This is a genomic window from Leucothrix arctica (assembly GCF_003172895.1).
Taxonomy (GTDB): domain Bacteria; phylum Pseudomonadota; class Gammaproteobacteria; order Thiotrichales; family Thiotrichaceae; genus Leucothrix; species Leucothrix arctica.
On record NZ_QGKL01000029.1, the window covers coordinates 293377 to 320193 of the forward strand.

Annotated in this window: 23 protein-coding genes and 1 riboswitch; of the genes, 10 read left to right on the forward strand and 13 right to left on the reverse strand. The window is 42.2% G+C overall.

What is annotated here, in order from left to right; translation table 11 throughout:
- The first annotated feature begins 9 nt into the window (after window positions 1-9).
- A complete protein-coding gene (locus tag DKT75_RS10450; protein WP_109823367.1) occupies window positions 10-348 on the forward strand; it encodes a hypothetical protein in 339 nt (112 codons plus the stop codon).
- A gap of 76 nt (window positions 349-424) precedes the next feature.
- Here the strand turns inward: DKT75_RS10450 and DKT75_RS10455 are convergent, their stop codons facing one another.
- Window positions 425-1165 carry a phosphoadenylyl-sulfate reductase gene (locus tag DKT75_RS10455; RefSeq protein WP_109823368.1) on the reverse strand — a complete coding sequence of 247 codons (741 nt, stop codon included), beginning with the start codon at window positions 1163-1165 and terminating at the stop codon, window positions 425-427.
- Window positions 1166-1262: 97 nt separating this feature from the next.
- Window positions 1263-2507 carry a multifunctional CCA addition/repair protein gene (locus tag DKT75_RS10460; protein ID WP_109823369.1) on the reverse strand — a complete coding sequence of 415 codons (1245 nt, stop codon included), beginning with the start codon at window positions 2505-2507 and terminating at the stop codon, window positions 1263-1265.
- A 134-nt stretch (window positions 2508-2641) separates the two neighbouring features.
- Here DKT75_RS10460 and DKT75_RS10465 point away from each other — a divergent pair, with 134 nt between their 5' ends.
- The 3 genes from DKT75_RS10465 (at window position 2642) to DKT75_RS10475 (ending at window position 5369) form a co-directional block, all read left to right on the forward strand.
- The gene (locus DKT75_RS10465) at window positions 2642-3265 is read left to right on the forward strand and encodes a LysE family translocator (protein ID WP_109823370.1); all 624 of its coding nucleotides are present in this window, start codon (window positions 2642-2644) and stop codon (window positions 3263-3265) included.
- A gap of 52 nt (window positions 3266-3317) precedes the next feature.
- A riboswitch (FMN riboswitch) is annotated at window positions 3318-3460 on the forward strand.
- Window positions 3461-3550: 90 nt separating this feature from the next.
- The gene (locus DKT75_RS10470; protein ID WP_170310670.1) at window positions 3551-4009 is read left to right on the forward strand and encodes a 6,7-dimethyl-8-ribityllumazine synthase; all 459 of its coding nucleotides are present in this window, start codon (window positions 3551-3553) and stop codon (window positions 4007-4009) included.
- A 574-nt stretch (window positions 4010-4583) separates the two neighbouring features.
- On the forward strand, window positions 4584-5369 hold the full coding sequence (locus DKT75_RS10475) for an alpha/beta fold hydrolase (RefSeq protein WP_109823371.1): 786 nt from the start codon (window positions 4584-4586) through the stop codon (window positions 5367-5369).
- A gap of 1 nt (window position 5370) precedes the next feature.
- On the opposite strand, the gene DKT75_RS10480 is transcribed toward DKT75_RS10475, so the two are convergent.
- Window positions 5371-6192, reverse strand: coding sequence for an HAD-IIB family hydrolase (locus DKT75_RS10480; RefSeq protein WP_158278837.1), 822 nt, complete (start codon window positions 6190-6192; stop codon window positions 5371-5373).
- Between the two features lie 29 nt (window positions 6193-6221).
- Window positions 6222-7226 (reverse strand): NAD(+) diphosphatase, encoded by a 1005-nt coding sequence (nudC, locus tag DKT75_RS10485; protein ID WP_109823373.1) that lies wholly within the window; start codon window positions 7224-7226, stop codon window positions 6222-6224.
- 294 nt (window positions 7227-7520) lie between these two features.
- On the opposite strand from nudC, the gene DKT75_RS10490 reads away from it, so the two are divergent.
- From DKT75_RS10490 to DKT75_RS10500, 3 genes are all read left to right on the forward strand, one after another.
- Entirely contained in the window at window positions 7521-8030 is a 510-nt protein-coding gene (locus DKT75_RS10490) for an RDD family protein (protein ID WP_109823374.1), read from the forward strand.
- A 108-nt stretch (window positions 8031-8138) separates the two neighbouring features.
- Window positions 8139-9968: an aminodeoxychorismate synthase component I gene (gene pabB / locus DKT75_RS10495; protein WP_109823375.1), complete on the forward strand. Its 1830-nt coding sequence runs from the start codon at window positions 8139-8141 to the stop codon at window positions 9966-9968.
- An 82-nt stretch (window positions 9969-10050) separates the two neighbouring features.
- On the forward strand, window positions 10051-10662 hold the full coding sequence (locus DKT75_RS10500; RefSeq protein WP_109823376.1) for a hypothetical protein: 612 nt from the start codon (window positions 10051-10053) through the stop codon (window positions 10660-10662).
- Window positions 10663-10746: 84 nt separating this feature from the next.
- On the opposite strand, the gene DKT75_RS10505 is transcribed toward DKT75_RS10500, so the two are convergent.
- The 4 genes from DKT75_RS10505 to DKT75_RS10520 all read right to left on the reverse strand — a co-directional run bounded on the left by DKT75_RS10505 (window position 10747) and on the right by DKT75_RS10520 (window position 12724).
- A complete protein-coding gene (locus DKT75_RS10505) occupies window positions 10747-11271 on the reverse strand; it encodes a hypothetical protein (RefSeq protein WP_109823377.1) in 525 nt (174 codons plus the stop codon).
- A gap of 40 nt (window positions 11272-11311) precedes the next feature.
- Window positions 11312-11875 (reverse strand): CPCC family cysteine-rich protein, encoded by a 564-nt coding sequence (locus tag DKT75_RS10510; RefSeq protein WP_211665346.1) that lies wholly within the window; start codon window positions 11873-11875, stop codon window positions 11312-11314.
- A 66-nt stretch (window positions 11876-11941) separates the two neighbouring features.
- Entirely contained in the window at window positions 11942-12271 is a 330-nt protein-coding gene (locus DKT75_RS10515) for a S1 domain-containing protein (protein WP_109823378.1), read from the reverse strand.
- Between the two features lie 90 nt (window positions 12272-12361).
- Window positions 12362-12724, reverse strand: coding sequence for a tetratricopeptide repeat protein (locus DKT75_RS10520; protein WP_158278838.1), 363 nt, complete (start codon window positions 12722-12724; stop codon window positions 12362-12364).
- A gap of 222 nt (window positions 12725-12946) precedes the next feature.
- Here DKT75_RS10520 and DKT75_RS10525 point away from each other — a divergent pair, with 222 nt between their 5' ends.
- Both DKT75_RS10525 and DKT75_RS10530 read left to right on the forward strand, forming a co-directional pair.
- On the forward strand, window positions 12947-13702 hold the full coding sequence (locus DKT75_RS10525; RefSeq protein WP_109823380.1) for an SGNH/GDSL hydrolase family protein: 756 nt from the start codon (window positions 12947-12949) through the stop codon (window positions 13700-13702).
- A gap of 81 nt (window positions 13703-13783) precedes the next feature.
- Entirely contained in the window at window positions 13784-14206 is a 423-nt protein-coding gene (locus DKT75_RS10530; protein ID WP_211665347.1) for a hypothetical protein, read from the forward strand.
- A gap of 77 nt (window positions 14207-14283) precedes the next feature.
- Here the strand turns inward: DKT75_RS10530 and DKT75_RS10535 are convergent, their stop codons facing one another.
- From DKT75_RS10535 to fabF, 3 genes are all read right to left on the reverse strand, one after another.
- Window positions 14284-15525: a mechanosensitive ion channel family protein gene (locus DKT75_RS10535; protein WP_211665349.1), complete on the reverse strand. Its 1242-nt coding sequence runs from the start codon at window positions 15523-15525 to the stop codon at window positions 14284-14286.
- 136 nt (window positions 15526-15661) lie between these two features.
- Window positions 15662-19534 carry a GEVED domain-containing protein gene (locus DKT75_RS10540; RefSeq protein WP_158278839.1) on the reverse strand — a complete coding sequence of 1291 codons (3873 nt, stop codon included), beginning with the start codon at window positions 19532-19534 and terminating at the stop codon, window positions 15662-15664.
- A gap of 435 nt (window positions 19535-19969) precedes the next feature.
- A complete protein-coding gene (gene fabF / locus DKT75_RS10545) occupies window positions 19970-21235 on the reverse strand; it encodes a beta-ketoacyl-ACP synthase II (RefSeq protein WP_109823382.1) in 1266 nt (421 codons plus the stop codon).
- 113 nt (window positions 21236-21348) lie between these two features.
- Between fabF and DKT75_RS10550 the strand changes: the two genes are divergently transcribed.
- The gene (locus DKT75_RS10550) at window positions 21349-21990 is read left to right on the forward strand and encodes a TetR/AcrR family transcriptional regulator (protein ID WP_109823383.1); all 642 of its coding nucleotides are present in this window, start codon (window positions 21349-21351) and stop codon (window positions 21988-21990) included.
- Window positions 21991-22006: 16 nt separating this feature from the next.
- Here the strand turns inward: DKT75_RS10550 and DKT75_RS10555 are convergent, their stop codons facing one another.
- Window positions 22007-24607, reverse strand: a complete 2601-nt coding sequence (locus DKT75_RS10555) for a CheR family methyltransferase (RefSeq protein ID WP_109823384.1) — start codon at window positions 24605-24607, stop codon at window positions 22007-22009.
- Window positions 24604-26691 (reverse strand): putative bifunctional diguanylate cyclase/phosphodiesterase, encoded by a 2088-nt coding sequence (locus tag DKT75_RS10560; RefSeq protein WP_109823385.1) that lies wholly within the window; start codon window positions 26689-26691, stop codon window positions 24604-24606. Before DKT75_RS10560 ends, DKT75_RS10555 begins: the two co-directional genes overlap by 4 nt.
- Window positions 26692-26817 lie beyond the last annotated feature (126 nt).

Here is a 26817-nt window from a genome sequence, read left to right on the forward strand (position 1 = left end):
GGAGAAAAAATGTTACGCAAAATCATTTTATTAGTTGCGTTAAGCACGCTACTAGCGGCTTGTACGCAAGAAACACAAAATCGCCTGAGCCGTTCAATCAACAACTGGACAGGTACTAACGGTATACTTGAAATCTACGCAGGCGACAAGCTTGCTAAGCGTTTCATGAAAATAGACAAACTATCAACAGCTGCTGGAACAACGTCAGAAGTTGATCGCCCTTACCGCTACGGCTATGGCGTTCTTGACGCTAACTTAAACGGTAAAGCTGATTCTGGCGAAAAGAAAGTTTACTTCGAATTCAGTGACTATTCTACTTCTTACATCTTCTACGAAGATCCAGCGTAAGTAGACTCACTAAAAAAGGCAGCTTTCTTAAGCTGCCTTTTTTGCTAGCAATACTATAAAAGTGAAAGGGTATGAGCTAACTTTCATCTAGGTGTAAGCCACACTCTCGAGTAACACCATTAAAACGCGTATCTTCCTCACGCATCCCTTCTACAAACTTACGTGTGGTGTGTGTATCACCAACACTCACATAACCTTGCTCCCATAGCGGGTGATACGGTAAATCATGTTCCTTAAGATACAAGTGCACATCACGGTTTGACCAATCGACAATAGGATGAAACTTCACACGGCCTGTTTGAAACTCAAGGAGTTTACGCTCAGAACGCGACTCCGACTGTGAACGACGTAAGCCGCTATACCATGTACCAGCAGCGACTTTAGTCATCGCTCGTAACATCGGCTCAACTTTATTGATGCGGTTATATTTTTTCAACCCGTCTTCACCCTGCTCCCATAACTCACCAAAACGTGCTTCTTGCCAAGCGGGTGTCATATCAGCACTAAACACTTGCAGGTTCAGATTTAGGCGCTCTTTCATTTCATCGACAAAGCGATACGTTTCTGGAAATAAGTAGCCAGTATCAAACAACAACACTGGAATATCAGGCAAATGCCTCGTCATTAGATGCAACATCACCGCTGATTGAATGCCAAAGCTAGAAGACAACACATGGTCACGTGGCAAGTTCTCTAACGCCCACTCAATGCGTGTATCAACAGACTGTGTTTCTAACCACTCATTCGCAGTGTTAAAGACTGTTGGCCATTCTTTCTTTTGCTGAGTGTCTGCTTGCGGATTCGTGGATTCAATCATTAGAGGGTTTCCCAATTTTCAGTGTGTCGAGATTATAGCGGAGAATACGTTCATTAGCCCATTGCTGTCTTGCAGAACAAGTATGCGTTAGCGCATCTCAATAAATGCCCTCAGGCCCTTTGCTCTCACGCTTAATTTCACTGATCACCCTAAGTCGCACAAGTCTCAGCTGTTCTTTCACATCCGCACCCGTAAACCCTGCATCCAAAATCGGCTTAACAGGTACAACACTCGTCGCTTCCATCAACTTCGTATAAAAGTCGGCCTGCAAATAAGCGCGGTCTTCAAACGTTGGACGTCCACGACTATCAGCCTTACATGCCAGTAAGAACTGCTTGAAACGCTCGGGTTTACGATAAGCATCTGCTGCCATAATCGTTTTCAGTAGCGTCTTTGGTTTCACATCAAATGCACGGTGCACATGTGTGTGATAACGACAGGTTAACTCAGCAAGTTGGCGATATTCAGTCGGTACTTTCAATCGCTGGCACAGCTCAGTCACTAATGGCACACCTGACTCTTCATGCCCATAGTGATGCGGCAATATGTCCGCCGGCGTTATGCCTTTACCCAAGTCATGTGTTAACGCAGCAAAGCGTGTCACTGGGTCATCAGTCAACAAGCAGCATTGATGAACAACCATCATCACATGAATGCCCGTATCAACTTCAGGATGGTATTCCTTCACTTGCGGCACACCAAACAAACGGTCAATTTCTGGGAATAATACCTTTAATGCACCACAACTGCGTAATGCTTGGAAAAACTCTTCAGGGTGATCTTCTGTCAGTGCTTTTTGAGTCTCTTGCCACACGCGCTCAGGCACTAATGCATCAACCTCGCCTGCAGCGACCATGTCTGTCATTAGCGTGAGTGTTTCATCTGCAATAGTGAAACCAAGTTTATGGAAACGCGCCAAAAAACGAGCAATACGTAGGATACGCACAGGGTCTTCAGCGAATGCTGATGACACATGCCTTAACACGCGATTTTTAATATCTGCCTGACCATCATAAGGGTCAATTAAGCCACCCTCCGCATCTTCAGCGATGGCATTAATGGTTAAGTCACGACGCGCCAAATCTTGCTCAAGCGTCACGCACTCCGCAGTATCAAATTCAAACCCGTGATAGCCCGCTTTGGTTTTACGCTCAGTGCGAGCTAGTGCATATTCTTCATGAGATTCAGGATGCAGGAACACAGGAAAGTCCTTACCGACAGAGCGATAACCTTTCTCCAACATCCGCTTAGGACTTGTTCCAACCACCACCCAGTCACGGTCTTTAACAGAGATCCCTAACAACTTATCTCGTACTGCGCCGCCAACTAAAAAAATATCCACTTTCCACTCCCATCAAGCTATACCAGCTTTAAATCTATTCAATACTACTTAGGCGATGAGCCTCACACTTTTTAAAGACATAAGCAATAGTTTCCGATTTAATAGCCATTTCTGTCCCCCTTACTGTTATTAAAATGATCGACTTATCCTTACTAGTGATTTTTATTCCGACCTTTTTCTTTGTCTCAATCACACCAGGTATGTGCATGACACTAGCCATGACTATGGGCATGACCATTGGCGTAAAACGTGCACTATGGATGATGCTAGGCGAGCTAGTGGGCGTGGGTCTCGTTGCAATACTTGCCGTTATTGGCGTAGCGGCGGTTATCGTCACCTACCCTCAAGTATTCACAACCTTCAAGTTCATCGGTGGCGCTTACCTGTTTTACATAGGCGTACAAATGTGGCTATCGCGCGGTAAAATGGCGATTGGCGAGAACTTTGAAAGCCAACAGGCATCATCTCGCACCGAACTCATCATTCAAGGATTCACCACAGCAATCGCCAACCCTAAAGGATGGGCATTTTTCATCTCATTACTGCCTCCTTTTGTAAATACAAACCTGCCGCTTACGCCTCAGCTCGTTGTGCTAATTTCACTTATTTTAACCCTAGAGTTCAGCTGCCTCCTTATCTACGCTACAGGTGGCCGTACACTTCGACGCTTCCTAGAGAAAAGTGGCAATGTCCGTATACTTAACCGTGTCGCAGGCACACTCATGATGGGCGTTGGTGTTTGGCTAGCGGTTGGCTGACCATCAAGTCAGATTAGGCATTGCTAAATTAATTATCTCTGTAGTAACATTAAATTGTTCTCAGGGCGGGGTGTAATTCCCCACCGGCGGTAAGTACTCCTGTACAAGCCCGCGAGCGCCAAGGTTTTCCTTGGGTCAGCAGATCTGGTTAAATTCCAGAGCCGACGGTCATAGTCCGGATGAGAGAGAATCACTTCTAGCGGTTAGTCGCGTCTGTAAAAAGTCGGGACTACGAACGCCGCGCGTTGTTCTGCCCTGTTTAAATTTAACTTAAGGATTTAAACAATGTCTATTCAAAACAGTAAAATCGCATTCATTCGTGCACGTTGGCACTCAGAAATCGTTGATCAGGCCTATGAAGGCTTTAAAGCTCAGGCGGTAGCGCTTGGTTTCGACGAGAAAAATATTGAAGTATTTGATGTGCCCGGCGCATTCGAAATGCCATTCCTAGCAAAACGTATTGCAGAAGAAAAAGATATTGATGCAATCGTTGCTGCCGCTTGGGTTGTTGACGGTGGTGTATACCGACATGACTTTGTTGCATCAGCAGTCGTTGACGGCTTGATGAGTGCACAAATGACAACGGGTGTTCCCGTGTTTTCAGTATCACTGACACCTCACCAGTACCAAGAAACAGACTTCCACAACGAAACATACATTAAGCATATGTATAAAAAAGGTGAAGAAGCAGCTGGTGCAGTTGCCATACAGCTAGAGACACTAGAAAAGCTAGACCGCAAGTAATACACGTCAGCGTTCGATAAGAAGCCATGTTTTTTAGCATGGCTTTTTGATGCCTGTAAATCGGGTAATTATGAGCATGAAGATGACTACTTTAGAATATTTTAAGCGGTGACAAATCGCCTTTATTTATTACAGTAGCCATCTCCAATTTTCTTGTTTGAGCAGCGTTAGCGACAACATTTTTTTATTAATTACGGCTCATTCTCCCTATCGCTCCATAAGTTTTGCTATCACCTCAAAACTTATAAACCTCTAAGTCCTTCTCCACTAAATCACTCACAATCCGTGTGATAGATGCACTAGATCTGTGCTACTGCTAGATGGCGACACCCCATAAATAAGCAGCTAAGTGGACTTAACACACTAAATAACAGCCTAGGTGGCCCTAAATAGTTATCCTTGTAAATATATATGCAGAAAACGTGCCAAAGATCATCTTACTCGAAGAGCCTCAATAACGATTGGACATGACAATCACATGTAGCCCTGGAGGCTTCATTAATATCTGATGATTGATGGTTAACGGTTATTTATATATGCTGGAAATACATTTAAAGGCAATTAGGCTAATTTTATGAACAATATTTTTTTCGCCCATGCCATCGGTTTTCCCAGCCGTAGCTACCAACCTTTTTTTAATGAGTTAGAAAAGTACGATTACACTATCGACTTTATTGAAAAGATTGGGATGAATCCAAAGTACCCAATTACCAATAACTGGCCACACTTAATTGAAGAGCTAGCAGATGAAATTCGGAGTCGTCACAGCGAACCAGTGATTGGCATTGGACACTCAGCAGGTGGTTTACTGACTTACTTAGTCGCACGCAAATACCCAGAATTGTTTAGCCAAATAGTTGTGCTGGATGCACCCGCGATCAATGGCTTGCAGAATATACCGTGGTGGATATTAAAGAAGCTTGGACTGAGCGACTTAGTCACGCCAGCAAAACAAAGTAAACACCGTAAAACGCACTTCAAGTCGCTAGAAGAGATTAATGAACTACACTACTCTAGGCTGTTGAGAAATATTCAAGACGACTCATTTTCATCCTACGTTGAGCACGGCTTTGTACCACACAAAGATGGAGGGTTTACTTTAGCCTTTCCATTAGACACTGAGCTTGCCCTATTCCGAAACGCGCCTGATAACTTATGGCGTTATAAAAAACCACTAGCGGTTAGAGGGATTTATATTTCTGCTGAAGAGAGTGAGTTTTCCCAGCTACCTTTTGCTGAGCGTTTATGCAAAAAGGCAGAGATGGATTACCATGTTTTGAAAGGTAGCCACATGTTCCCGCAGGAACACCCAAAGGCGTCCGCTGACTACATAGAACAGTGGCTAACTAGCGCTAGCTAACTTACAGCGAGTAACGCTGACGAAGGAATCGTGCAACGCCGTCTTCTTCGTGATGACCAATGACGCCTGTCGCCATCGCCTTTAGCTCATCCAGAGCATTGGCGGTGGCATACGCTTCATCCGCCATTTGAAACATACTAAAGTCATTATCGCTGTCACCAAAGCAAACCACCTTATCAAACCCTAAGCTTGCCTTAAGTGTTTGGACGGCCTCACCTTTGGATGAACTGTGGTGATGAAGATCCATCCAGTGATAGCCCGCGGTGTACATATCGCCACCGTTATAAACCACTAACTCTGGGGCTGTACGAATCTCAGCACACAACTGGGCAATAACCTGCTCATCACCCAGAGCATTAACATTAGTGATCTTCACACCTTCATGCAAACTCTCTAAAGGCTTTACCGCCAACCCTTTACGCGCATCAAACTTATCACCGTAGAACTTACAGTTTTCCGTTTCTAACTCACCCATATACACGGAGTGAGTGCCGTCTGGCTCGACTGCAAAAATAAAGGGTGAAATTGGCTGCTTAGCAAAGGCGTTTAACACAACCTCAATTTCTTTATGGTTCAGACTATTATGATGTGTATACCGTGTCGTTTCAGGACACCAAATGACCACACCGTTGTTATAGACATGAAGTAACGGGAAATGAGCGCCCTCAATACATTCTTGAGCAGCATGCAAGGTACGGCCTGTTGCAAGCGTGTAAGGAATATTATTGTGCTGCATGAGCAACAACGTTTCACGCGTGTAGTCACTCAACTGCTGCTTACCGTTGAGCAAAGTACCATCTAAATCAAATACTGCTAATTCCATAACCATCTCTCTATAATCGGCGTAAATGCCTATTCCTCAGCGACAAACCAAGGCTCTTCAGGCTGAATACTGGCTAGCGTAACACCCGTTTGTTGCTCAAACCAATCATCTATTAAACGATAAGAGATTGATAAGTTAGGTGGCGTTAAAATCTCACCTGCGAGGTTCTTTTCACGAAGCTCTTCTGCGGTCAACCAGACTGCTTGGGTAATATCATCCTGCTCCAGCTCGACGTCAAAGGTCGACGCTTCAGCGGTATAGCCCAACATATAGGAGTTAGGATATGGCCACGGTTGTGAGGAGTGATATTGAATATTATCTACCGCTAAACCAACCTCTTCCATAACTTCGCGCTGCACTGCGCTCTCTAGTGGCTCGCCCAACTCAACAAAACCTGCAAGTACTGAGAAACGACGCTCTGGCCAACTCTCTTGACGCGCAAGCAATATTTTATCGCCATTAGTGATACGCATAATCACGGCAGGGTTGATGCGTGGAAACTCGATACGAGCACATTCTTCATTACTACACTGTTGACTCAAACCACCTTGCTGGTGAGTAAGCCCACTGCCACACGCTACACAAAAACGTGTGGTTAACTGCCAGTGGTTGAGTAGCTTTGCGTAGGAGTACATCGCGGCGGTGTTAACGCCTAACTGATGACTAATCTCTCTCAGACTAATAACCCCTAGGGTCTTGCTCTGAAAGTCAGGCGTGTTTTTTAGTGCGGCAAGCTCAGTTTCAACATCAGCAACGTTGAGAACAAAGACAGGGCTACCTTTATCTTTACCGGCTTTGTGAATCCCTAACAGGCTAACAGCTTGAACGCGCTTCAATAATTGGAACTGATTTTGATTTAGCGCAAGTACCTGTTCATCCACGGTAACAACGTCTTGGTCATTTAACACAAGATAGCTTGCTTGCGGATGTTGGTATTGAGCACCTAACCAAGCAGTATTCTGCCGACCATGCGAGACACGGTCTAAAGGTTGAGCAGTGTAAGTGTTTAGCATCGAACGACGAAGATCATCCATGGATAGCACCCGATTTAATAACAAGGGCGCTCATCTTAACATTCGATGACTAGTGAATTGTGTAAAACACCATGGCAATTTCAGCAACGATTGCAACAGCGGTTGTAGCGAAAACTAGCTTTTTAGTCATTTGTAAATCCCCCGAATAACGTTCAGTCACTTATTTAGTTTTTACAGTAGCAAAGCTTAGATAAATTTAACGTGAATTAAAATTTCTTTAAAAAACTTTATAACGGTTGATATTAATCACTTTATAGCTACACTTGTCTGAAAATAATTATAATGGAGTAAAATATGAATAATCCCTACCAATCACCCACTGCTGACTTACAGTCGAAAACCAACAGTCTACCTCTTCAATATGTAGGGTTTTGGGCACGTACAGCGGCTTATATTATTGACTCTATCTTGTTGATGTTAATCGTCTACCCGCTGTTATTTTTGGTATTGGGTACTGGCGCTATGGATGGAACTAACCCTGAATTAATGTTCTCAGCGTCATATTGGATAATTTCTTTTGGTCTACCTGTCGCTTTCTTTATTGGTTTTTGGTTTTATAAATCATCAACACCTGGAAAGATGATATTCAGTGCGAAGATTGTTGATGCTAAAACAGGTGGTAAACCATCTAAAGGCCAGCTTGTTGGTCGTTATTTCGCATACATTTTGTCGGGTATTCCATTAGGTCTAGGTTTCTTCTGGATCGCTTGGGATAAGCGCAAACAAGGCTGGCACGATAAGCTTTCTGGTACGGTTGTTATTAAGCCGACGACTAATCCTGCTAAACAAATCTCATTTGACTGATAGCTCGTCATAAAGCTACTTGACTACCCCAATCAATAGCGGGAGGATTCAACCTTTCCCGCTGGGGTAACAACTTACCCTGTAAGTTTCTCTTTGTAGCCTGACATCATGACTCAACTCTCGGATACGCTCCAACACACGCAACCTTTCATACTGTTTGAAAATACCCTGCCTGCCTACGCAGACGAACCCGCGTGGCTATTTAGCAATCCTATAAAAGAAATCGTTGCGACTGATCAAGCATCACTCCTTACTGCACTTGCTGAGATTGATGATGCTCGAAAACAAGGTTATTACCTTGCTGGTTACATCAGTTATGAAGCGGGTTACGCACTCTCAAAGAAGCTACATAAGTTCTTAAAATCTGTCCCAAAAGATCAACCTCTCCTCCAGTTTTATGCGTTTGAGAAAACAACGGTTATTGATGCAGCTGCTGTCACCGCAGCGCTTAAAGCATTGCCCGAGTCTCCTCCCTATATAAGGGACTGGAAGCCTACTGACACTCAAGCCGAATACACTCAAAAACAATCTAAAATACATGACTACATCACTGCGGGTGATACGTATCAAGTGAATCAAACCTACCGTGTTAACTTTGAATTGGACGGTAGTATTAACGGGTTGTATCAAGCGCTGCGCGAACGTCAGCCCGTTGCGTTTTCTTGTTTAATGCACTTACCCGAACGCTCCATTTTGTCGTTATCACCCGAACTATTTGTGCGTAAAAAAGGTGAAGTCCTTTCTGCTAAGCCCATGAAAGGAACTGCGCCTCGTGGTGAAACTGAGGCTGATGATAAGGCCATATTAAAAGAGATGGCTGAGGACAAGAAACAGCGCTCTGAAAACCTGATGATTGTTGATCTGATGCGAAATGACATCGGACGCTTAGCCAAAATTGGCACGATGAAAGTCAGTAAGTTATTTGAGATTCAAACCTATAAAACACTGCACCAAATGATCTCTAGCATTCAAGGTGAAGTGGACCTTGAGATTCCTTTTATTGATATCGTTAAAGGACTGTTTCCTTGTGGCTCTATTACCGGTGCGCCAAAGATTCGTACCATGGAAATCATCCATGAGCTTGAGTCTACTCCGCGTGATATTTACACCGGCGCGATTGGGTTTATTACACCTGAGAACGACTTCTCGTTTAACGTACCTATTCGTACCATTAGCTTTCCTAAAGACAGTAAGGTCGGCACTTTAGGGATTGGTGGTGGCATTATTCACGAAAGTGATGTGCTTGAAGAATGGGAAGAGAGCAAGCTGAAAGCGAGTTTTATTACAGGTTTGAATGAGCAGTTTAAACTGATTGAGACATTTCTTTATGACGCCAAGCTAGGTGAGAGCTTGCGGTTTGAACGTCACCTTGAGCGCCTAGAGAATAGTGCATCTGCTTTCGGCTTTGCTTTTGATAAACAATATGTTGAGCAGGCTGTTAAACAGCACTTGTCTAGTGTCGATACTTCGCGAGACTTAAAGGTTCGCTTATTGATGAATTATCTTGGTGAGGTAACTGTTAGTAGCGAAGCTATGCCAGCAGTGACAAGCAAGGTGCTACCTCACGTTGGCATTAGCTCATATACCATCGATGCTGATAGTTTATTTCGCCGCCATAAGACGACTAACCGAGCAATTTACAATCAGGCGTTTTCCGAGGGTGAGCAACAAGGGCTTTATGATGTGCTGTTTTTTAATCAATATGGCATGTTAGCGGAAGCTAGCCGACATAATGTTTATTTGGAAACAGATGGGGTATTTTATACGCCACGTATTGAGGATGGGGCTTTGCCGGGTGTGATGCGAGATACGCTGATCTCTGGGGAGCAATACTCAGTGATTGAGAAAAGCCTGACTAAGGAAGATTTGCTTGGTGCTGATCGGGTTTATTTGTCTAACTCGGTGCGTCAGTTGGTTGAGGTTGTTCTGGCTCAGTAAAGCGTTTAAAAACTTTCACTAGAACCAAAAGGTATAAGCTATACCCCACAAGCAGGTTAACTTTTACTAGCTAGGTGCAAACATGAATCAGATTATAACCTCGTTCACCCTAATCATACTTAGCATCAACACTGCTTACGCTTGCTACAAAAAACCTTTCACCTCCACAGAAATCAATGATTACCCAATAGAAAGAGTCCTTTCTCAAAACGGGAATTACTTATTGGAAATGTACCCAGCAAAGTGGATAAAACAAGGTAACGACTTTAACCGAATTACCGATGCCATAGCAATTGTCTATGACGTTGCCAAAGACGGTCGGATGACCAAACTATGGGAAACTAAAGGCATTTATCCTGCTACCTATAACCCCAAGAGAGACAGTTATTTCCCTAACAAATATAGCCACTACATAAGTAATGACGGTAACAAAATAGTTAGCATTCTTGAAAGTAGGGTCATAAGAGACAAAACAAGCCCTTTGGTCTTGATCAAAGGGAAGCTAGGAGCTTGGCATAGAATCAGTCATGACCAAATAAAAGCAGCTTCTATTTACTCATGTAGAATGCATTTTTTTCGGTCTCATGAACTTATGCAAAATGATGATCTAAAACTGGAAAACCTTGTGGCATCAGACCAGCTTGGGAAAAGTTGGTTGATCAAAACTGATACAGGTCAATTGATCCGCAATTAACGAGCTATGACCTCCTAAACCAGCACTCTCAACATTGATCAAATAATGAAAAACCAACTTTCAAAATTACCGATTTAAAGCTTACTAAAGAGCCCCACCAACAGTCACCCAAACTTTCTTTGGTTCCTCAGGTAAATAAACAACTAAAGGCACAAAATCGAACCATTCACCTCCTTTACCAAGCGAGCGAAAAACAACCAAAAACTCTTGCTTATCTTCCAACCAAGCACCTGCAATTCTCCCCATTCCAGGATTATCAGATACTCCTCGCACTAAGTAAGGTCGCAAACCATCAACTGGTTCAACTTTTGACCCAATATAATAATCAACCATTTCCGAGGATAACTCTAGAGCCTCCCTATGCTCTAACTCCATTACTGCACTATATAACCTAATTAATTGAACTTGATATGTATTAGCTTTTTCTGGACGTTCATCAAGAAGCAATCCCAAGTTACTAGGTGTAATCCATGATTGAGGAGTAAACGGATAAAGAGGTTCACCTATTGAAGCAATTGGTTGTTCTTTACAGTAACTCATAACAAATATGAAAGCGGTTGCTATGGATAATATACAACTAGTCCTCAACATAATTTTACTAATTGCCATTCTTACCTCTTCTTATTACAACAAAGCCTTATAACTAATTTCAGTAAACCCATTTTCGGTGGTACTTGTAAATACCCTCTGCCTCTACATGCTGTTTTGATTTTTCATCACATGCACCTAATTTGGAAAAGTTTTCACGCCCTTCCTTTAGAGTTTTGTGATTTGGCCCACTATAATCTTCATCTTTGATCGCACCATCATCCTCCCAAAAACATACACTACAGATATCATATGCATTTTCCTCTGGTAGTGTTAAGTAGCGGCAACATGGGCACGCAAACAGGGATTCTGGTTCACCTTCGATAGCGGTTTTTTCAAGCCTGATTTCTTGTATCTTCTGAAGAATGAATTCATTCTTAGCACCAACATACGAGCGCTCAATATTATCAATGATAATTGGGTCGTATATAGAGTGTGATGACTCATACTTTTGCTCTCCTGCACACAACTCCTCTTGGAGCGCAGGTGGGTAATGCTGTATATCTTTGTCCCTCGGCTCATAGCCGGACAAGAACTCACACTCAACTACATCATTCCTCTTATGCCGTGAGACTGCCCTCATAGCATGAATTGCGATCTGCTTTATTGCTAGTTTGCGATGCATAGTATTTCCACATAATGCGTTCGGCACAAAGAGCGATTGATGCCGCTTGTTAGCGCTTCCCAATGCCTAGTCATTTGCTATCTGCTCCAAACGTATTTGATGACCTCTAGTGGTACAGCTTCTTATCATCGCTTCAATTTTTGATCCTGGAGGATAATAATCATCTTTTCGATATTTCTCAGGCGTCATGTTTACTATGTGAATAATTTCTATTAGCGCTGGAAACCCAAGTCCTATGTCTACCCATACACCAAAAGTAGAGTGAGCTAATACAACACCCTCAACAGGATCACCTCTTTCAAGATCCTTGGTAACACCAAGCCAACGGTCCTCATGCTCCTCAGACGCATAGTCACCAAACTCATCTTTTAATATTTCATCCCATTCAGAACTCAACTTTACTCCTCGGTGAAACGTAACCGCGAACGCCTTACACAGCGGAAAACGACGAGCGCCAGTGAGTTGATTTTCCGATGATGTAACTTGTTATGTTTTATCATTCAACGTGTTCAAATATTTATCGGCTTCAGTTTTAAATGAAGGATCTTTTAATACAAGTTTTTCAAAAATTTTCTTAGATTCTTGTTTTTTACCGGCACGAAAATATGTGACAGCAGTCATAAGCAATACATTAGGGTCATGAGGTCTTTTTTTATGTAGCTTTTTACAAATTGCCAATGCCTTTTTGTAATCTCCTTTAGCTAAACAATGATGTATTGCCTCAAAAAAGCTAGTACCTGTAAGACGATTTTTATAATAATTTGAGAAAACAAATAAGATATTTAATAAAACTAAAAACAGGGCTAAGTAAATTATTATATCAAGTTTGGTTTGTGGCAAAAAATTCAAATTTAAATTGCTCCTGAATATGATTACTAAAAATGCCAAAAAGTAGAGGGGTGTCACTTTTAACTATTAAAACACAGAAAATGTGCTTTTGCGTCGAAGACAACATAACTTGCTCTGTACAACTTTACCGTTACCCTGTAATCAGCCTCCCACACGCCATATATTAGGGGCATCTCAGCTAGACATATCATCGCCAAAGTATAAAAAGAGCACTTTACACACATGAAACTAAAATACTTATTCGTCACCGCACTTGTCGGCTTACTCGCAGTGTCTGTAGTGCTGAATTACTTTTTCTACAAGAAAGCATTCCTGCCCTTACACGCGGTAAAACTCGACCCACTAGAGCTTAGCTACTACCCATCAACTAGTGCGCCCGAGGCCACGAACAGCGTTATGTTTTATGGCGACTCACGCGCATTGAGCTGGCCGTTTCCAAAGAACACTGGGCAAGAGTTTGTAAACAGAGCGATTGGAAACCAAACCTCAGTACAAATACTCGGTAGATTTGATACACATGTCGCGCCACACAAACCCAAAACTATCTTGATTCAAGTATGTGTGAATGACTTAAAAATGATCCCTCTCTTTCCTGATAGAAAAGAGCAGATCATAGAGGCTTGTAAAAGCAACATAACAGCGCTGCTTGAGAAGAGTCATGCACTGGGTGCACAGGTTATTCTGAGTACTGTTTTCCCACTCGGTGACGTATCAATCGCTAGACAGGCGCTGGGTACGACAGAGCCACCAATTATTGATGGTATAAGCCGTATCAACGACTTCATCAAAACGCAGCAGTCTGACAACACAGTGATATTTGATAGTTATGAGTTACTGCTTGGCGAGAATAACAAAATAGACCCGCAATACAGCCATGACTGGCTTCACCTTAACAAAGCGGGTTATGAGCACTTAAACCAAGTACTCTCAATATTGATCAATATATTTACCAGAGAGAAAACCAAACAAATAAAATAATAACTAAAAGTATATAAAAAAAACAAATAAAATGATACTTTGTCTCATTTTAAATGATTAATTTTCAATTAAGGTTACGATATGAAATACGCAGTACCTGCCTCTTTACTTTGCATTCTTACTCTATCTGGTTGTGCATCATTAACTACTGATGCAATGCAGCCAGTAGAAGTAACAACTAAAACAGTAGCTGGCCAAGCTGTTTCAGATGCTAAATGTACTTTGCAAAATGAAAAAGGTCAGTGGGAAGTAACAACACCAAATACAGTCAGTGTGCACAAAGCTTCTGGTAACTTGATGGTTAACTGTAAAAAACAAGGCCACCCAGAAGGCAAGCTTCAAGCAATATCAAGAGCTGGTGCGGGCATGTACGGAAACATTCTTGTAGGTGGTGGCATAGGTGCGGTAATTGATCACACTAGCGGTAAAGCATACAACTACTCTAGTAAACTTCCAGTTGTAATGGGTAAGCTTGTCACTGTTGACCGTAGTACGTCAAAATAAATGTAAAGGCCCTTCTGCATTAGTAGTTAGGGCCTTTTCTTAAACTAAAAAATTACTTTTTTCTATACACACTGTATTTACTTAAAACTATTAAAATCAGCTCCACTAGGATTCTGAAACACCGTCAAATCAAACTCAGTCGCCACGGCCAAAATATGATCAAAAATATCCGACTGGATACTTTCATAACGCTTCCAGTTGGTGTCATTGGTAAACGCATAAATCTCAACTGGCAGGCCATTTTTAGTAGGGTTTAACTGCCTTACTAAAATTGTCAGGTGCTTATGTATTTTAGGGTGGTGCTGCAAATAAGCTTCGATGTAATTACGAAAAACACCAATATTGGTCATGCGGCGGCCATTAGCCAAGCTCTCTAAATTGACCTTCTGAGCCGTATTATACTCTGCAATTTCTTTGTGCTTTTCCTCAATATATTCACTGATGTATTGGATACTTCCAAACCGCTCAAGATCTTCCTTAGTACAAAAACGAACACTATTTAGATTGATACAAACAGCACGTTTAATTCGTCTACCACCGGTCTCTTGCATACCCCGCCAGTTTTTAAACGAGTCCTCAATTAACGCTTGAGTCGGTACGGTAGTAATCGTTTTGTCGAAGTTACGCACTTTTACCGTCGTAAGTCCGATCTCCATGATGTCACCGTCAACACCATATTTTGGCATTTCCACACAGTCACCAGGTGCAACCATGCTGTTTGAACTCAGTTGAATACCTGCGGCAAACCCCATAATAGGATCTTTAAACACCAACATCAGCACGGCTGTCATCGCTCCCAAACCAGCAAAAAGCTTGGCAGGAGACTCATTTAGAATAACCGATACCACTGCAATGCCACATAGAAAAAAGAGCAATATTCTCGCCAACTGAATAAAGCTAGTGAGCGGCATCCGCTTCGACACTTCCCACGTTTTATATACCTCGGCAAAAGTATCGATCAACACATTCAGTATCAACGTCACAATGATAACCATAGCCACTAAGGCAATGATTGTTATGACGTCTGACACCGCGGGATAAAGGGCAAGCGCACTTGGCGTGTAATAATAAATAATCGCTGCGGGCGTTAGATAGGTCAGTTTGCTCAAAATGAGACGAGACTTATACATATCCTCTTGGCTGTTTTTAATCAGCTTGATCAGAGCGCTAGCCAAACGAATAGCAATCCCTTTCGTCGTCAAATGGACAAGCACTGCAATACAAATAACAGAGACAAAAGCGATAACTGAAGCGAGTTCTTGTTCGTATCCTGCAATTAAAGGGATTTTCTTTAAATAAAGGCTTATCGCTTCTATCACACTAGCATTCCTTTTCTATTTCAAACCGAAAAACAAGTAGCAGTATACTGCGGAACTCACTTTGCGATGTTATAAAAAAGCCCTACGATCATTAATGCCAATATCACACTGCCTGCAGTCCATCATTTAGCTAAGTTTAATTATCAACAGTCACTTCATAACTCACACTGCCACTTTCTCCACCGTTAAGCACCCCAACAAAGTTCCAATCGATAGCACCACTACTATTTTCAGTCGGAACACAATTAACTAGGCTCGCAGGCGTACTATCACATGAAGCACTACTACCCACTAGGCTGGTATAAGCAGGCACGCTGTCGTTGACCACTAAGTCATAGATAGGCCCTGTACCTGTATTGCGGTAATAAATACGATATTTTAACGTATCACCTGATTTAGCTTGATTCATGCTTTCCGTTTCTGCTGTATTTTGTGCCGTATTCTCAACCGTTTTTCTCAACTCTAGCCCTGATGCTTCATCAGACTGCGACACAATCGTCAGATCTTGAGTGGTCAATGTTTCGTTTGCTAACGTGCCGTTACTGAAACTAAATGTTGCCGTCGTCTCAACTAAATAACGATCTTGCGCGGGCGCATTAGCGGGGGAGTAGACTTTATTGATAATACAAATACGACTCCCTGCCGTGACACTAAAGCTCGCAACATCAGCATTCAGTGCTGCGGCCTCAACAGCATCTAACGAACCACTACAATCACTGTCTTGATAAGCAATATGTGACCATCCCGTGGCAATATTACCACTCGCCACAGTATCAAAACTCACATCACCATCCGCTTCACTTGTAAACACATGCGCATAGAAAGTCACATTACCGGGGAGTATTTCACTCTGATGGTTAGGTTCAAACGTAATACCAAAGCCAGAATAGCCTGACGAACCATAAGCACCCGCGACCTCGCCAAAGTCTTGGTCAGTCACATCAACACCTACCACAGTAATCGTCAAAACATCATCCGTTGTTGATTGGTACCCCGTTGGGTTATTTGCCGACGTCGTACCACAACTCTGTGGCACTGGTGTTGTTTCTCCGTGTGCTTGATAGATTTCGTAATCACCATCCACAACACCATTGAAGCTGTAGTCACCACTACCCGAAGTCAACACACTACGACACACACCTGTATTCGTGTCACGTAACACCACGACAGTACCACCAATGCCTGACTCTCCTGAGTCTTCACTCGCATTACTGTTCACATCAATATAGACACGCCCACTCACTGTCGTCCCTACAATCATAATTGGATAATCCTCAACCTCACCATCCTCTTTAAGACCTGTTGGTTCAAGCGTTGAAATAGATTCTGTGGTTAAACGTACTCGGATATAGCTTTGACCAGCTTGAATATCAGCAGGAATAGCTGACCAGCTCACTGTCACCGTACTCGCTGTCACACCTGTTACAATGGTACGAAGCGCGGCTTCATCTGCATCAAAGGTACCACTACCGTCAAAATCAAGCCATGCAATCAGTCGTGCATTATTTCCCGTTTGGTTAGTCACCACGACATCAACAGAGTAAGTACGGTCATTCGTCGTTAACTCACTAATAACACTGACACCATCTTCATCGTTGCCACCTTCAATGTTATCACCATCGGCTGCCACCGTTGGTTGGCCATCAATTTCAGAATCACCAATCACATTACCTAAGTACAGCAAGCTATTGGAAATATGATGCGCACCGTTGGTAGCATCCGTTGTGCCATACGTATCGGGCGCATCTCCAAAGTCACAACCACCCGGTATCTTTGCTGCATCTAGAAAGTTTCCCGTACTTGACGAGCCCACCGCTTGAAAACCAAATCGAGTAATGTGTTGCCCTGCGGGCACAACATAAGTCCCGGTATAAACCTTCCATGCGCTTGTATCACTGGTATACGTACCTTGTAAGACCATCGAATCAGGGTGGCCCATTAAGACATTAAGAGTATTGCTTCCAGAGCGAGCACGATGTGCAAAGCTCCATGTATAATTTGAACCTGGTATGAGTTCAACATCTTGATAAAGCATGCCAGGTACATACGCATTAAGTTCGGCAAAATAAGTCCCATCATAAGATGGCACACCTAGGAACCCCGTCTTCCAGAGCTCAATGGCATTACGTCGAGCAAAACTATTACTAGATGTTGGGCTATCCGGAATAGTTGCCCAGCCTTCGACCAAGTCTTCGGCAGGTTGAATAAATGTCGAAGGGTTGGGTGAAGCTTCAAAGCCTGTATTTAAAATAACAGACGAACACGCATCATCACTGGGTGGGGGCAACATCAGGTGAACGGTATAATCCTCTACCTCACCATCATCCATTCCACCAAGTGCTGAAGGTGTGGCCACAGACTCACTTGTAAATCGGAAGCGGCTATACGTCTCACCATGAGGAGAGTAAATACTCGGTGTCACGGTAATCGCATTACTACCAGCCGTCAGCGCTGTATTCGTCGCTACTTGCTCACCTGAATCATCCCAGTCACCATCCTGGTTCCAATCGATCCAAGCATTTAAGTAACCATCCACCGATGCCGTGACAGTGATGGTATTAACCCGATCAACACGTAGCACTGACGTAGTGCCGACTACTGGAAATACAACACCATCATCATCATCTGAGCCATCCATATCATCGCCATCGGCATCTAGACCTGTATTTTGACTACCTGTCTCTGAGTCAATCAAACTACCCAAATAAATTGTGTCGTACAGTGTGTGCCAAGCATCGCCATAAGTGTCATCAAGATCATCATCGATGCTTTGCATATTAGTCGGTGCATCACCCCAATCATTGGGGTGGATTGAAACAACTGTTGGATCATCAATATCGGAAGTGTCAGGGTCATTACTATAAGACGTGTTAGCGCCGTAAGTGATTTCAGCTTGATTGGCCACAGAGGTCAACGCGGACACATCATTCGCCACCGCTTGAACGGTAAAGGTTACCTCATTAGCTGGGGACAGACCTGATGGTATAACAATATCATCAATAAGCAGCGAGTCTGTAGTATAGGTAGAAACTGTTCCACCGCCTGGCGTTGTTGTCGACAACGTACCTAATACAAAATTTAGCCCCGCAGGAATATTATCTTCAAAGTCGACGGTAAGCGGAGTTGATAATGGGTTGATCAGTGTAAAAGTATAGGTGAATGCTTCACCAATACTCACAGACTCTTCACTCACTGACTTTGAAAGTACCGCAGGCGTGCATGCTGTCGCATCAAACGTTCCATTACTTGGAACATTTCCCACAAACGCAACAAGCGGTGTAGCCTGTGTCATGTCAACACTATAAAGCAGGCCTGAACCATTATTATAAAAATATAGTGTTCCGCTAGACGTGGACCATGCACCGCCGGCACTTCCAGAAAGGCCTACACCTGCCGTGGTCACAGTACTTCCAACACCAGCGGCAGTAATCTTTCTTAAGTTACCTCCGCTCATGCCATACAAGTTTCCATCTAGCGGGTTAAACGCTAAGTCAGCAACTTTTCCTGTAAAGGTGCCTGAACGAGCCAAACGTTCAAATGTTAAGCTGCCGGCTGCAGGGTTACTTCCGATACTAACGATATAAACATAGTCAGTGTCATGTCCATACCAGTTACCACTAGCATCCATTGTACCGGCATAATTAACGCCAATAGCCCAAGTAACACCTGTGGCAGTCCCTACACCTGTAGGCTGCCCTAATATTTCATAAGTTCCATCTGCGGATAACCGGTAGAAGTTTGACCCTTGTAAACCATAGATATAGTTATCAAGAATATTATAACCCGTTGCATTGATGGTACCGCTCGGATCTACCGTTGCAATATCTGTCACAGCAAGTGTAGTTTTATCCATCTGCTGTAACGTAGTGGGGTTACTACCAAATGTAGGATATGCCGTCCCATCACAGACAAATGTAGGACCTGCCGAGAAAGCAGAATGACTTGCTAATAGTAGTGTCGAAAACAATATTAACTGATTAATCAGCGGTCTTATGTTTCTTACGTTCATTTCGCAAGCCCAATAGTTGTTTTTATGATTTGGTTGCAAGCAATTCATTCATTTTTCAACTTCACGCTTTTATCAGCCAATTATAAACAACCTGTTAGCTTCTTAAAGTTTATGAATCATCGATCTAAATCACCTATATTATGGATATAATAGAGAGGCAGTGGTTAATAGATTATTAACGAAAAATATAAAAAACAACCAAGTCAATATAACTTTGAGCTAAAAAACAATAATAAAAACACAATTTAGAAAATATTATGAAGAGCTAAACTAACCAAAATGGAACTAATGGCTCAAAATAAACTAAGGACTATTCGCTGAGAGAGACTAAGTAAATTAATGAATTTCAGCCATAACATCGAACATAAATAAAACAAAAGCCCCTACTGCAACCAAGCAGTAGGGGCTTTTTTGTGATCGTACCTTAGTAAAGTATTAGGCTTTACTAACAACAACCGCTGCATTAACACCACCAAAACCAAGGCCATTACATAGCGCATGTTTGATGTCAGCTTTCTGAGGAACATTTGGAATAAGGTTTAAACCTTCGAAGTTCTCATCAGGCTCTGACAAGTTGATTGTTGGCGGCAAAATACCTTTCTGCAACGCTTGGATAGTGAAGATAGTCTCGATACCACCCGCAGCACCCAGCAGGTGACCTGTTGAAGACTTAGTTGATGAAATCGGCGTATTAGCAACATTCTCACCAAATACAGAACGTAAACCAGCAACCTCAGCACGGTCACCAACAGGCGTTGATGTTGCATGAGCGTTCACGTAGCCAATGTCAGATGCTTCAAGACCAGACTGCTTTAGCGCTGCACGCATCGCTTGTGCGCCACCTGCACCATCATCTGGGCCCGATGAAATATGGTGAGCATCACAGCTTGTGCCGTAACCGCTTAGTACCGCTAGGATCTTAGCGCCACGTGCTTCAGCGTGCTCTCTCGTTTCGATAACAAGCAGACCAGCACCTTCACCCATAACGAAACCATCGCGATCTTTATCGAAAGGACGTGAAGCGCCTTTAGGATCTTCGTGGTTATGAGACAACGCCTTCATTGCATTAAAGCTAGCCAATGCTAATGGATCAACACAGGCTTCAGCACCACCCACTAGCGCAACCTTAGCTTCGCCACTCTTAAGGATACGAGCACCATCACCAATCGCTTGAACACCTGCCGCACAGGCTGTCACAGGGCAACCCATTGGGCCACGGAAACCGTATTTAATAGATACGTTACCAGCCGCAAGGTTAGCTAGGAAGCACGGTACAACGAATGGAGAAAGACGTCTGAAGCCTTTAGCTTCCATTGTACGCTGAGCGTTAGTAATCGTTGGGAAACCACCGATACCAGAACCAATAATAGTCGCTGTGTTCATCTTGTCTTCGTCAGACTCAGGGTACCAATTAGCTTGCTCAAGCGCTTCTTTTGCTGCCGCCATTGCGTACAACGAAAAACGATCCATCTTCTTTAGATCTTTCTTAGGTACGATCGACTCTGCATCCAAACCTGCTTCAGGATCATCTGCAATGCTTGGAACCATACCCGCCATGTACACAGGGCTGCCGTCTTCTTTAAGCTGTTCAAATAATTTAATACCGCTTTCGCCAGCAATCAAACGATCCCAAACTTTCTCAACGCCGCAACCAAGAGGTGTGATTGCACCCATACCTGTAATAACAATATCTGACTTCATGATGTACCTAAGTGTTTATATCAATTTAATAAAAAGTGTAGCCACTCTCAAAATATGATCAAGATAATACGATATTTTGTTATAATGCATAAGCGTAAATCTGAGTCCTCACTATGTCATATACAAAACACCATAAAAAACAGTCTAAAGAACGGATTTTAGAGTCTGCATCTCAGCTATTCTGTCAATTTGGCTATGAGAAAGTATCCATAAGCCAAGTGATGAAATTAGCGCGCATGACACACGGTGCTTTTTACGCTCATTTTGAGTCGAAAGAAGCACTCTACAAAACGTCACTAGTCAATGTACTCAAGCGTAACCGTACTAACCGTTTAGCGAAATCACCGTTTTCAATCAACCACTTGATGGAACTTGTGAACAACCTAACCAATTTGAGAACAAGATCAACTCAAGGTGACCCTTCTCCTGAAAATATTTTATTCAATGAAATTGGTAACGACAGCGACGAGATTAAGAATGTTTATGAAAAGTCGTATCACAGCATTCTTAAATTACTAGAAACTCGCATTAAAGCGCTTAGAAAACTTAGGCAAGTACCTAACGTTAGATCATCTGAAGGTGCTAAAGAAACATCGCGCGTTATTTTGGCAACCATGGTCGGTGCCGTAGCCATCGCAAAAAGTATTCAAAGTGATGAAGAACGGCAGTTACTTTTACTTTCTGCGCAAAACCAGATACTGAGCTTACTCGGTGGCACAACTCACATAAAACAGTATGCGACACCGATAGTGTAACGGTATCGCATACTCTTTATTCAGTTCCGATTTCATTTATTTCATCGATCATCAAAACAACGCCATCTACTTTTCTCTTTGAATTCAAATAAGGCAATATCTTTAATGCACCTTCATGCCCATTAGGCAGTATGATTTTTCGAGTATGAGTTGTTCCCTTTAAAGCACATTGAGCCAAGTATTTTTCGATGCTTTCAAAGCCAAACGATAGCTTTAAGTCTAAGAAAGAACGATTGACATCAACCGGTAGAATATTGATGTAGTCTCCAAATGGCGCAGTGTAACGTCGAATTCGATAAGACTTATCTAAAAATATTGCCGCTATTCCCGTTGATTTCATGAAGTTATCAATATCGTTTGTTGCGACCGTTAACTCATTTATTTTCTGCTGATATTCTGAGTTAAGTGTATAAAGCTCTTCATTAACCGCCTGTAGCTCTTCATTGGTGCCCTGTAGCTCTTCATTTGACGCCATAAGCTCTTCGTTTGACGTCTGAAGTTGTTCACTGGCATTACTCAACTGTGCTTGTGATGTACCTAAACGCGCCCTCAACTCTTTAACTTCATTTTCAAGAAATTCTAGGCGTTTCTTCTCAGCCTCATCAGCAGGCAGTAGAAGACTATTGTCTTCAGTACTGATCACCGAAAGTTCAGTCGTGGTATCCATTAGTGTCACGATATGAAACACATCAGCATCACTATTAGGTTTATCATAATGGTGATACGGAATCACACGAACAGTGAAACGCTTATCACCTGACTGACTTTCTTCTAGGTCTCGATAAATAACTTCTTTTTTAGTCGTATTGCACTGATCTATCGCTGAAAGTATGTAACTTGATATTGAAGGCGTAAATAAGTCAGTGATCTTATCCGATGTCCTTCCTGGCTTATGTGGTAAAAGCCAATCAGAAATATGTCCGTAAGAGTGAATCACCTCTAAGTGCTTATCTGCGATAACCGTGGCCGGCAAAAAGCGATCAAAGATCAACTCTGCGACCTGTGAAAGTAATATAATTTTATTATTAGCTTGGCTGCGTTGAACAAATTTCGTGGGTGTCTTAGGTTTCTCCTTGTCATTGTTTGCGAGAAACTGCGTATTCTGATTAGTCATCTTGACTTTTTCAGTCGACGCATTGATCTTCTTATAAATTTTGCCTCTATAATCAACACACTCAAACACATTATCCGACTGAAAAGGTGTTTCAGCCTTACCCAAAAATAAATGCCCGCCTTGCGCCAACGAAAAACTAATCGAATTAAATGCTTTTTGTTGTCCCACAGGCTGGAAGTAAATCAGCATATTACGGCAAGTCACGAGGTCTATATTAGAAAATGGTGGATCCTTGAGAATGTCGTGCTTCGCAAAAACGACCATATTTCTAATATGTTTTCTTATCCGATAACTATTCGCAGTTTCTTTGACAAAGTGATTACTTAAAAGGGGCTCAAAAATCTCGGTAGAAATACTTTCTGGATAAATACCCAATGCTGCTTTATCAAGACCACGAACATCAGCATCCGTCGCAAAGATCTTAACATCTAACTGCTTACCCATTTGCTCCATCACATCGTGGCAGATCATCGCTATGGTGTAAGCTTCTTCACCACTAGAACAGGCAATACACCAAATACGGATAGGCTCATTAGTCTCTCTTGCGGCTATAAGCTTTTCAATGACCTCCTCTCGAAGTGATTTGAACGCTTCAGTATCTCTAAAGAACTCGGTAACGCCAATAAACAGATCTTGCTGCAAACGTATAAGTTCATTACTCGGTTTATCCTCGAGTAGCCTGATGTAATCAGTCAACGAAGCAACTTGATTGATATTCATCCTGTTCTTTAATCGTCGCGAAAACGAAGAAAGCTTGTAAACAGAAAAATCTATGCCTGAATCTTCCATCAGAAGACTGCAAATTTTCTGCACCAGACGATTTGAATCACTCATTTCACTTGCTAATGTCTGGCCGGAAACATGTGGGTTTTTGAGGTAGTTAACCGTGGTTAACGCTAGCTCTTCGATAGGCGCTGTAAGGTCAACAACACCCGTCGCAATGGCATTCATTGGCATACCATTAAACTGGCTATCATCTGGGCTTTGTACCATGACCAAACCACCCGTCTCATGTATCGCTTTGATACCAAGACAACCATCGCTTCCAGTACCAGACAAAATAATGCCAATACTTCGATAAGTAACATTTTGCGCGATACTTCGGAAGAAGTAATTAATCGGTAAATGGAGTCTTGTCTTACTGCTACGATCAATGGGGACTATTTTATTCCCCTCAAGCGCCATTTCCTTGCCTGGAGACATTAGATAAATATTATTTGGCTCAATATCGACGGCTTCATCAACCACACTCACGGGCATCGTTGTATGGCGCTCCAAGAGCTTGTCCATAATGCTTTTATAATCTGGTGACAAATGTTGAATAACAACGAAAGCTGCATCCGTATCATTAGGGATGCTATCAAACCAACGTTGCAGTGCCTCTAAGCCTCCAGCAGATGCTCCGATCGCGACAATGTTCATTAGCTCTTCTGACAGCAAGTCACCCTTTGCCTCGACAAACGCAGGCTGTAACGGGTTAAATTCAGGTATATTCTCTTTCATGAATAGACGACTTCCTTTGTCTTAGTCTGAGCTTGAGTAAAGCTGGCCATTTCTTCTAGTGGTATCGCTTTTGATATTAACCAACCTTGAATAATATCAACGCCTTCTTTCTTTAAAATAGTGAGCTGTTGTTCACTTTCAATGCCTTCAAATAATATGGTTTTGTTTAATTCATTACTCATTTTGATAATTGCTCGAACGATTTTTCTCGTATCATGTAACGCCAAATTTTGTGTGAAGCTTTGATCAACCTTGATAATGTCTATAGGGAAATTATGTAACATTGAAAGGCTAGAATACCCTGTTCCAAAGTCATCAAGCGCTATCTTCAAACCCACCTCTTTTAGTCGCTCTAGTTGCTTCTTAACTTCTATATGATTAGAAATAAGTAGGCTTTCTGTTATTTCAATGGTGACGGTTTCAGCAGGTATCGAGTATTTCTGTAATGTGTCTTCAATAAACCGATAAAGATTATTATCACGGAACTGAATGGAAGAAAAGTTTACGGACAACTGATGCTTAGCACCGCTACCTCTAAGTAACTTGGCATGGTCAGATATTGCTTTCTCAAAGATCCACTTACCCATTTCACTCATCAAACCATTACTTTCAACCAATGGAATAAATAAGCTAGGGGCAATGTAATCACCATTCTTTTTCCATCGGATCAATGCTTCGTAACCATAAATCTCCCCAGTGGATATGTTCCACTGCGGCTGATAATAGAGCTCGAATTCATTACCCTCTAAAGCCCTATGCAAGGAGTCAATCAATAACTGTGTTTTACGTGCCTGTTCATTAATTCTTCCAGCGTACAAGCGATAAGTATTCTTACCGTCATCTTTTGCATGATACATAGCCGTATCCGCTTCACTTAACAGCTGGCTACACTTTTCAGTTACTTTATCTTTGTCTAAAGTATCAGCATATGCAATATCAGATGGATTGACGCTAACAATACCGATACTCGCTGAAATATAGGATTCTTCTGCATGCTCTATCAGGGAGTAAGGCCGTGAAATTTCTTTGAGTAACCTTGAGGCATAGGCCTCAATATCAGGTGATGCTGAGAAGGTTTGTAATATCGCAAACTCATCCCCACCTAAACGTGCGACAGTGCTGTATTGGCCAGTAACAGATAAAATGCGTCGTGCGGTTTCAGCGAGCAATTTATCACCAATAATATGCCCATAAGCATCATTTACCGCCTTAAATCCATCTAAATCAATAAACAACAGATAAAAAGAATGGACGGGGTGTAGTTGCCTAATATGCTGCTCAAGTGACTCCTGAAAAGCATAACGATTGCTGAGTCTAGTCAGCAAATCTGTCGTTGCTATTTGCTGTAAATGTTCCTGACTTTGCCTTTTATTATGTATATCTAAAAACAGTAAGATCACACTTGAACAATTGTTTAATTGATCAAAACTAATTCGATAATGAACATTGAACCATGTATAGCTTCCGTGGGGAGTCATGATCCTGACATCTTGTTCTGAGTTCTTTTCGACTTGTGCGTGTTCATGCAACATGTCTAGGAAAACATTTTTATCTTCTGGGTGCAGTATATTCACCCAATCTCTACCGACCACTTCCGTCAGGCTATAACCTGTCATTTCACTCCATGTCTTACTAGCGTAGAGTGTTCGCCATTGATCATCAATTTGAAGTACGCCAATGGATGACACTTTAATGATATCTCTAAACCGAGAAATTTCGATACTTTCAATGACATCTTTGTCGACTTCATCGAGTGTAAAAACATCAGGTACATTCGAGTACTCTATCAAATACAGAATACCAGATTCATTTGAACCACTCAGTTGAAGCAGCTTATAGAAAGACTTTCTTTTATCGCTTTTTTGCTCAAAAAACCCTAGGTTATATATGGGGGTTTCATTAGAAAACTCAGCAGAGCTAATGTTGTTATTTAATATCAGTTGATTGATTTGATTCTCAAGTTCAGCATCACATTCACCGATGGTATAACCAAGTGATAACTTCGGTGGAGCAGCTAAGTTCTTGAGGCTTCCCGATATTTTCACAACTTTTAAAGAGCTATCTAAATAGTAATGGACGTACATATAATTATTTTACACCACCTTTCATCCCGAACATCTCGATATATGCCCAGCTAAGGCAGAACCCCCTTGCAAGTTAATGAAAAACAACATTCAATTTTATAATTTCTTACTAATCAACATTACAGA

Bases quoted from the DNA above. Each gene is read 5' to 3' on its own strand.
- DKT75_RS10525 (WP_109823380.1), top strand. From the start codon at position 12,947: ATGAAACTAAAATACTTATTCGTCACCGCACTTGTCGGCTTACTCGCA.
- DKT75_RS10550 (WP_109823383.1), top strand. From the start codon at position 21,349: ATGTCATATACAAAACACCATAAAAAACAGTCTAAAGAACGGATTTTA.
- nudC (WP_109823373.1), bottom strand. From the start codon at position 7,226: ATGGATGATCTTCGTCGTTCGATGCTAAACACTTACACTGCTCAACCT.
- DKT75_RS10505 (WP_109823377.1), bottom strand. From the start codon at position 11,271: ATGGCAATTAGTAAAATTATGTTGAGGACTAGTTGTATATTATCCATA.
- DKT75_RS10510 (WP_211665346.1), bottom strand. From the start codon at position 11,875: ATGCATCGCAAACTAGCAATAAAGCAGATCGCAATTCATGCTATGAGG.
- DKT75_RS10540 (WP_158278839.1), bottom strand. From the start codon at position 19,534: ATGAACGTAAGAAACATAAGACCGCTGATTAATCAGTTAATATTGTTT.
- DKT75_RS10500 (WP_109823376.1), top strand. From the start codon at position 10,051: ATGAATCAGATTATAACCTCGTTCACCCTAATCATACTTAGCATCAAC.
- pabB (WP_109823375.1), top strand. From the start codon at position 8,139: ATGACTCAACTCTCGGATACGCTCCAACACACGCAACCTTTCATACTG.
- DKT75_RS10560 (WP_109823385.1), bottom strand. From the start codon at position 26,691: ATGTACGTCCATTACTATTTAGATAGCTCTTTAAAAGTTGTGAAAATA.
- fabF (WP_109823382.1), bottom strand. From the start codon at position 21,235: ATGAAGTCAGATATTGTTATTACAGGTATGGGTGCAATCACACCTCTT.
- DKT75_RS10530 (WP_211665347.1), top strand. From the start codon at position 13,784: ATGAAATACGCAGTACCTGCCTCTTTACTTTGCATTCTTACTCTATCT.
- DKT75_RS10475 (WP_109823371.1), top strand. From the start codon at position 4,584: ATGAACAATATTTTTTTCGCCCATGCCATCGGTTTTCCCAGCCGTAGC.
- DKT75_RS10490 (WP_109823374.1), top strand. From the start codon at position 7,521: ATGAATAATCCCTACCAATCACCCACTGCTGACTTACAGTCGAAAACC.
- DKT75_RS10450 (WP_109823367.1), top strand. From the start codon at position 10: ATGTTACGCAAAATCATTTTATTAGTTGCGTTAAGCACGCTACTAGCG.
- DKT75_RS10465 (WP_109823370.1), top strand. From the start codon at position 2,642: ATGATCGACTTATCCTTACTAGTGATTTTTATTCCGACCTTTTTCTTT.
- DKT75_RS10555 (WP_109823384.1), bottom strand. From the start codon at position 24,607: ATGAAAGAGAATATACCTGAATTTAACCCGTTACAGCCTGCGTTTGTC.
- DKT75_RS10455 (WP_109823368.1), bottom strand. From the start codon at position 1,165: ATGATTGAATCCACGAATCCGCAAGCAGACACTCAGCAAAAGAAAGAA.
- DKT75_RS10470 (WP_170310670.1), top strand. From the start codon at position 3,551: ATGTCTATTCAAAACAGTAAAATCGCATTCATTCGTGCACGTTGGCAC.
- DKT75_RS10480 (WP_158278837.1), bottom strand. From the start codon at position 6,192: ATGGAATTAGCAGTATTTGATTTAGATGGTACTTTGCTCAACGGTAAG.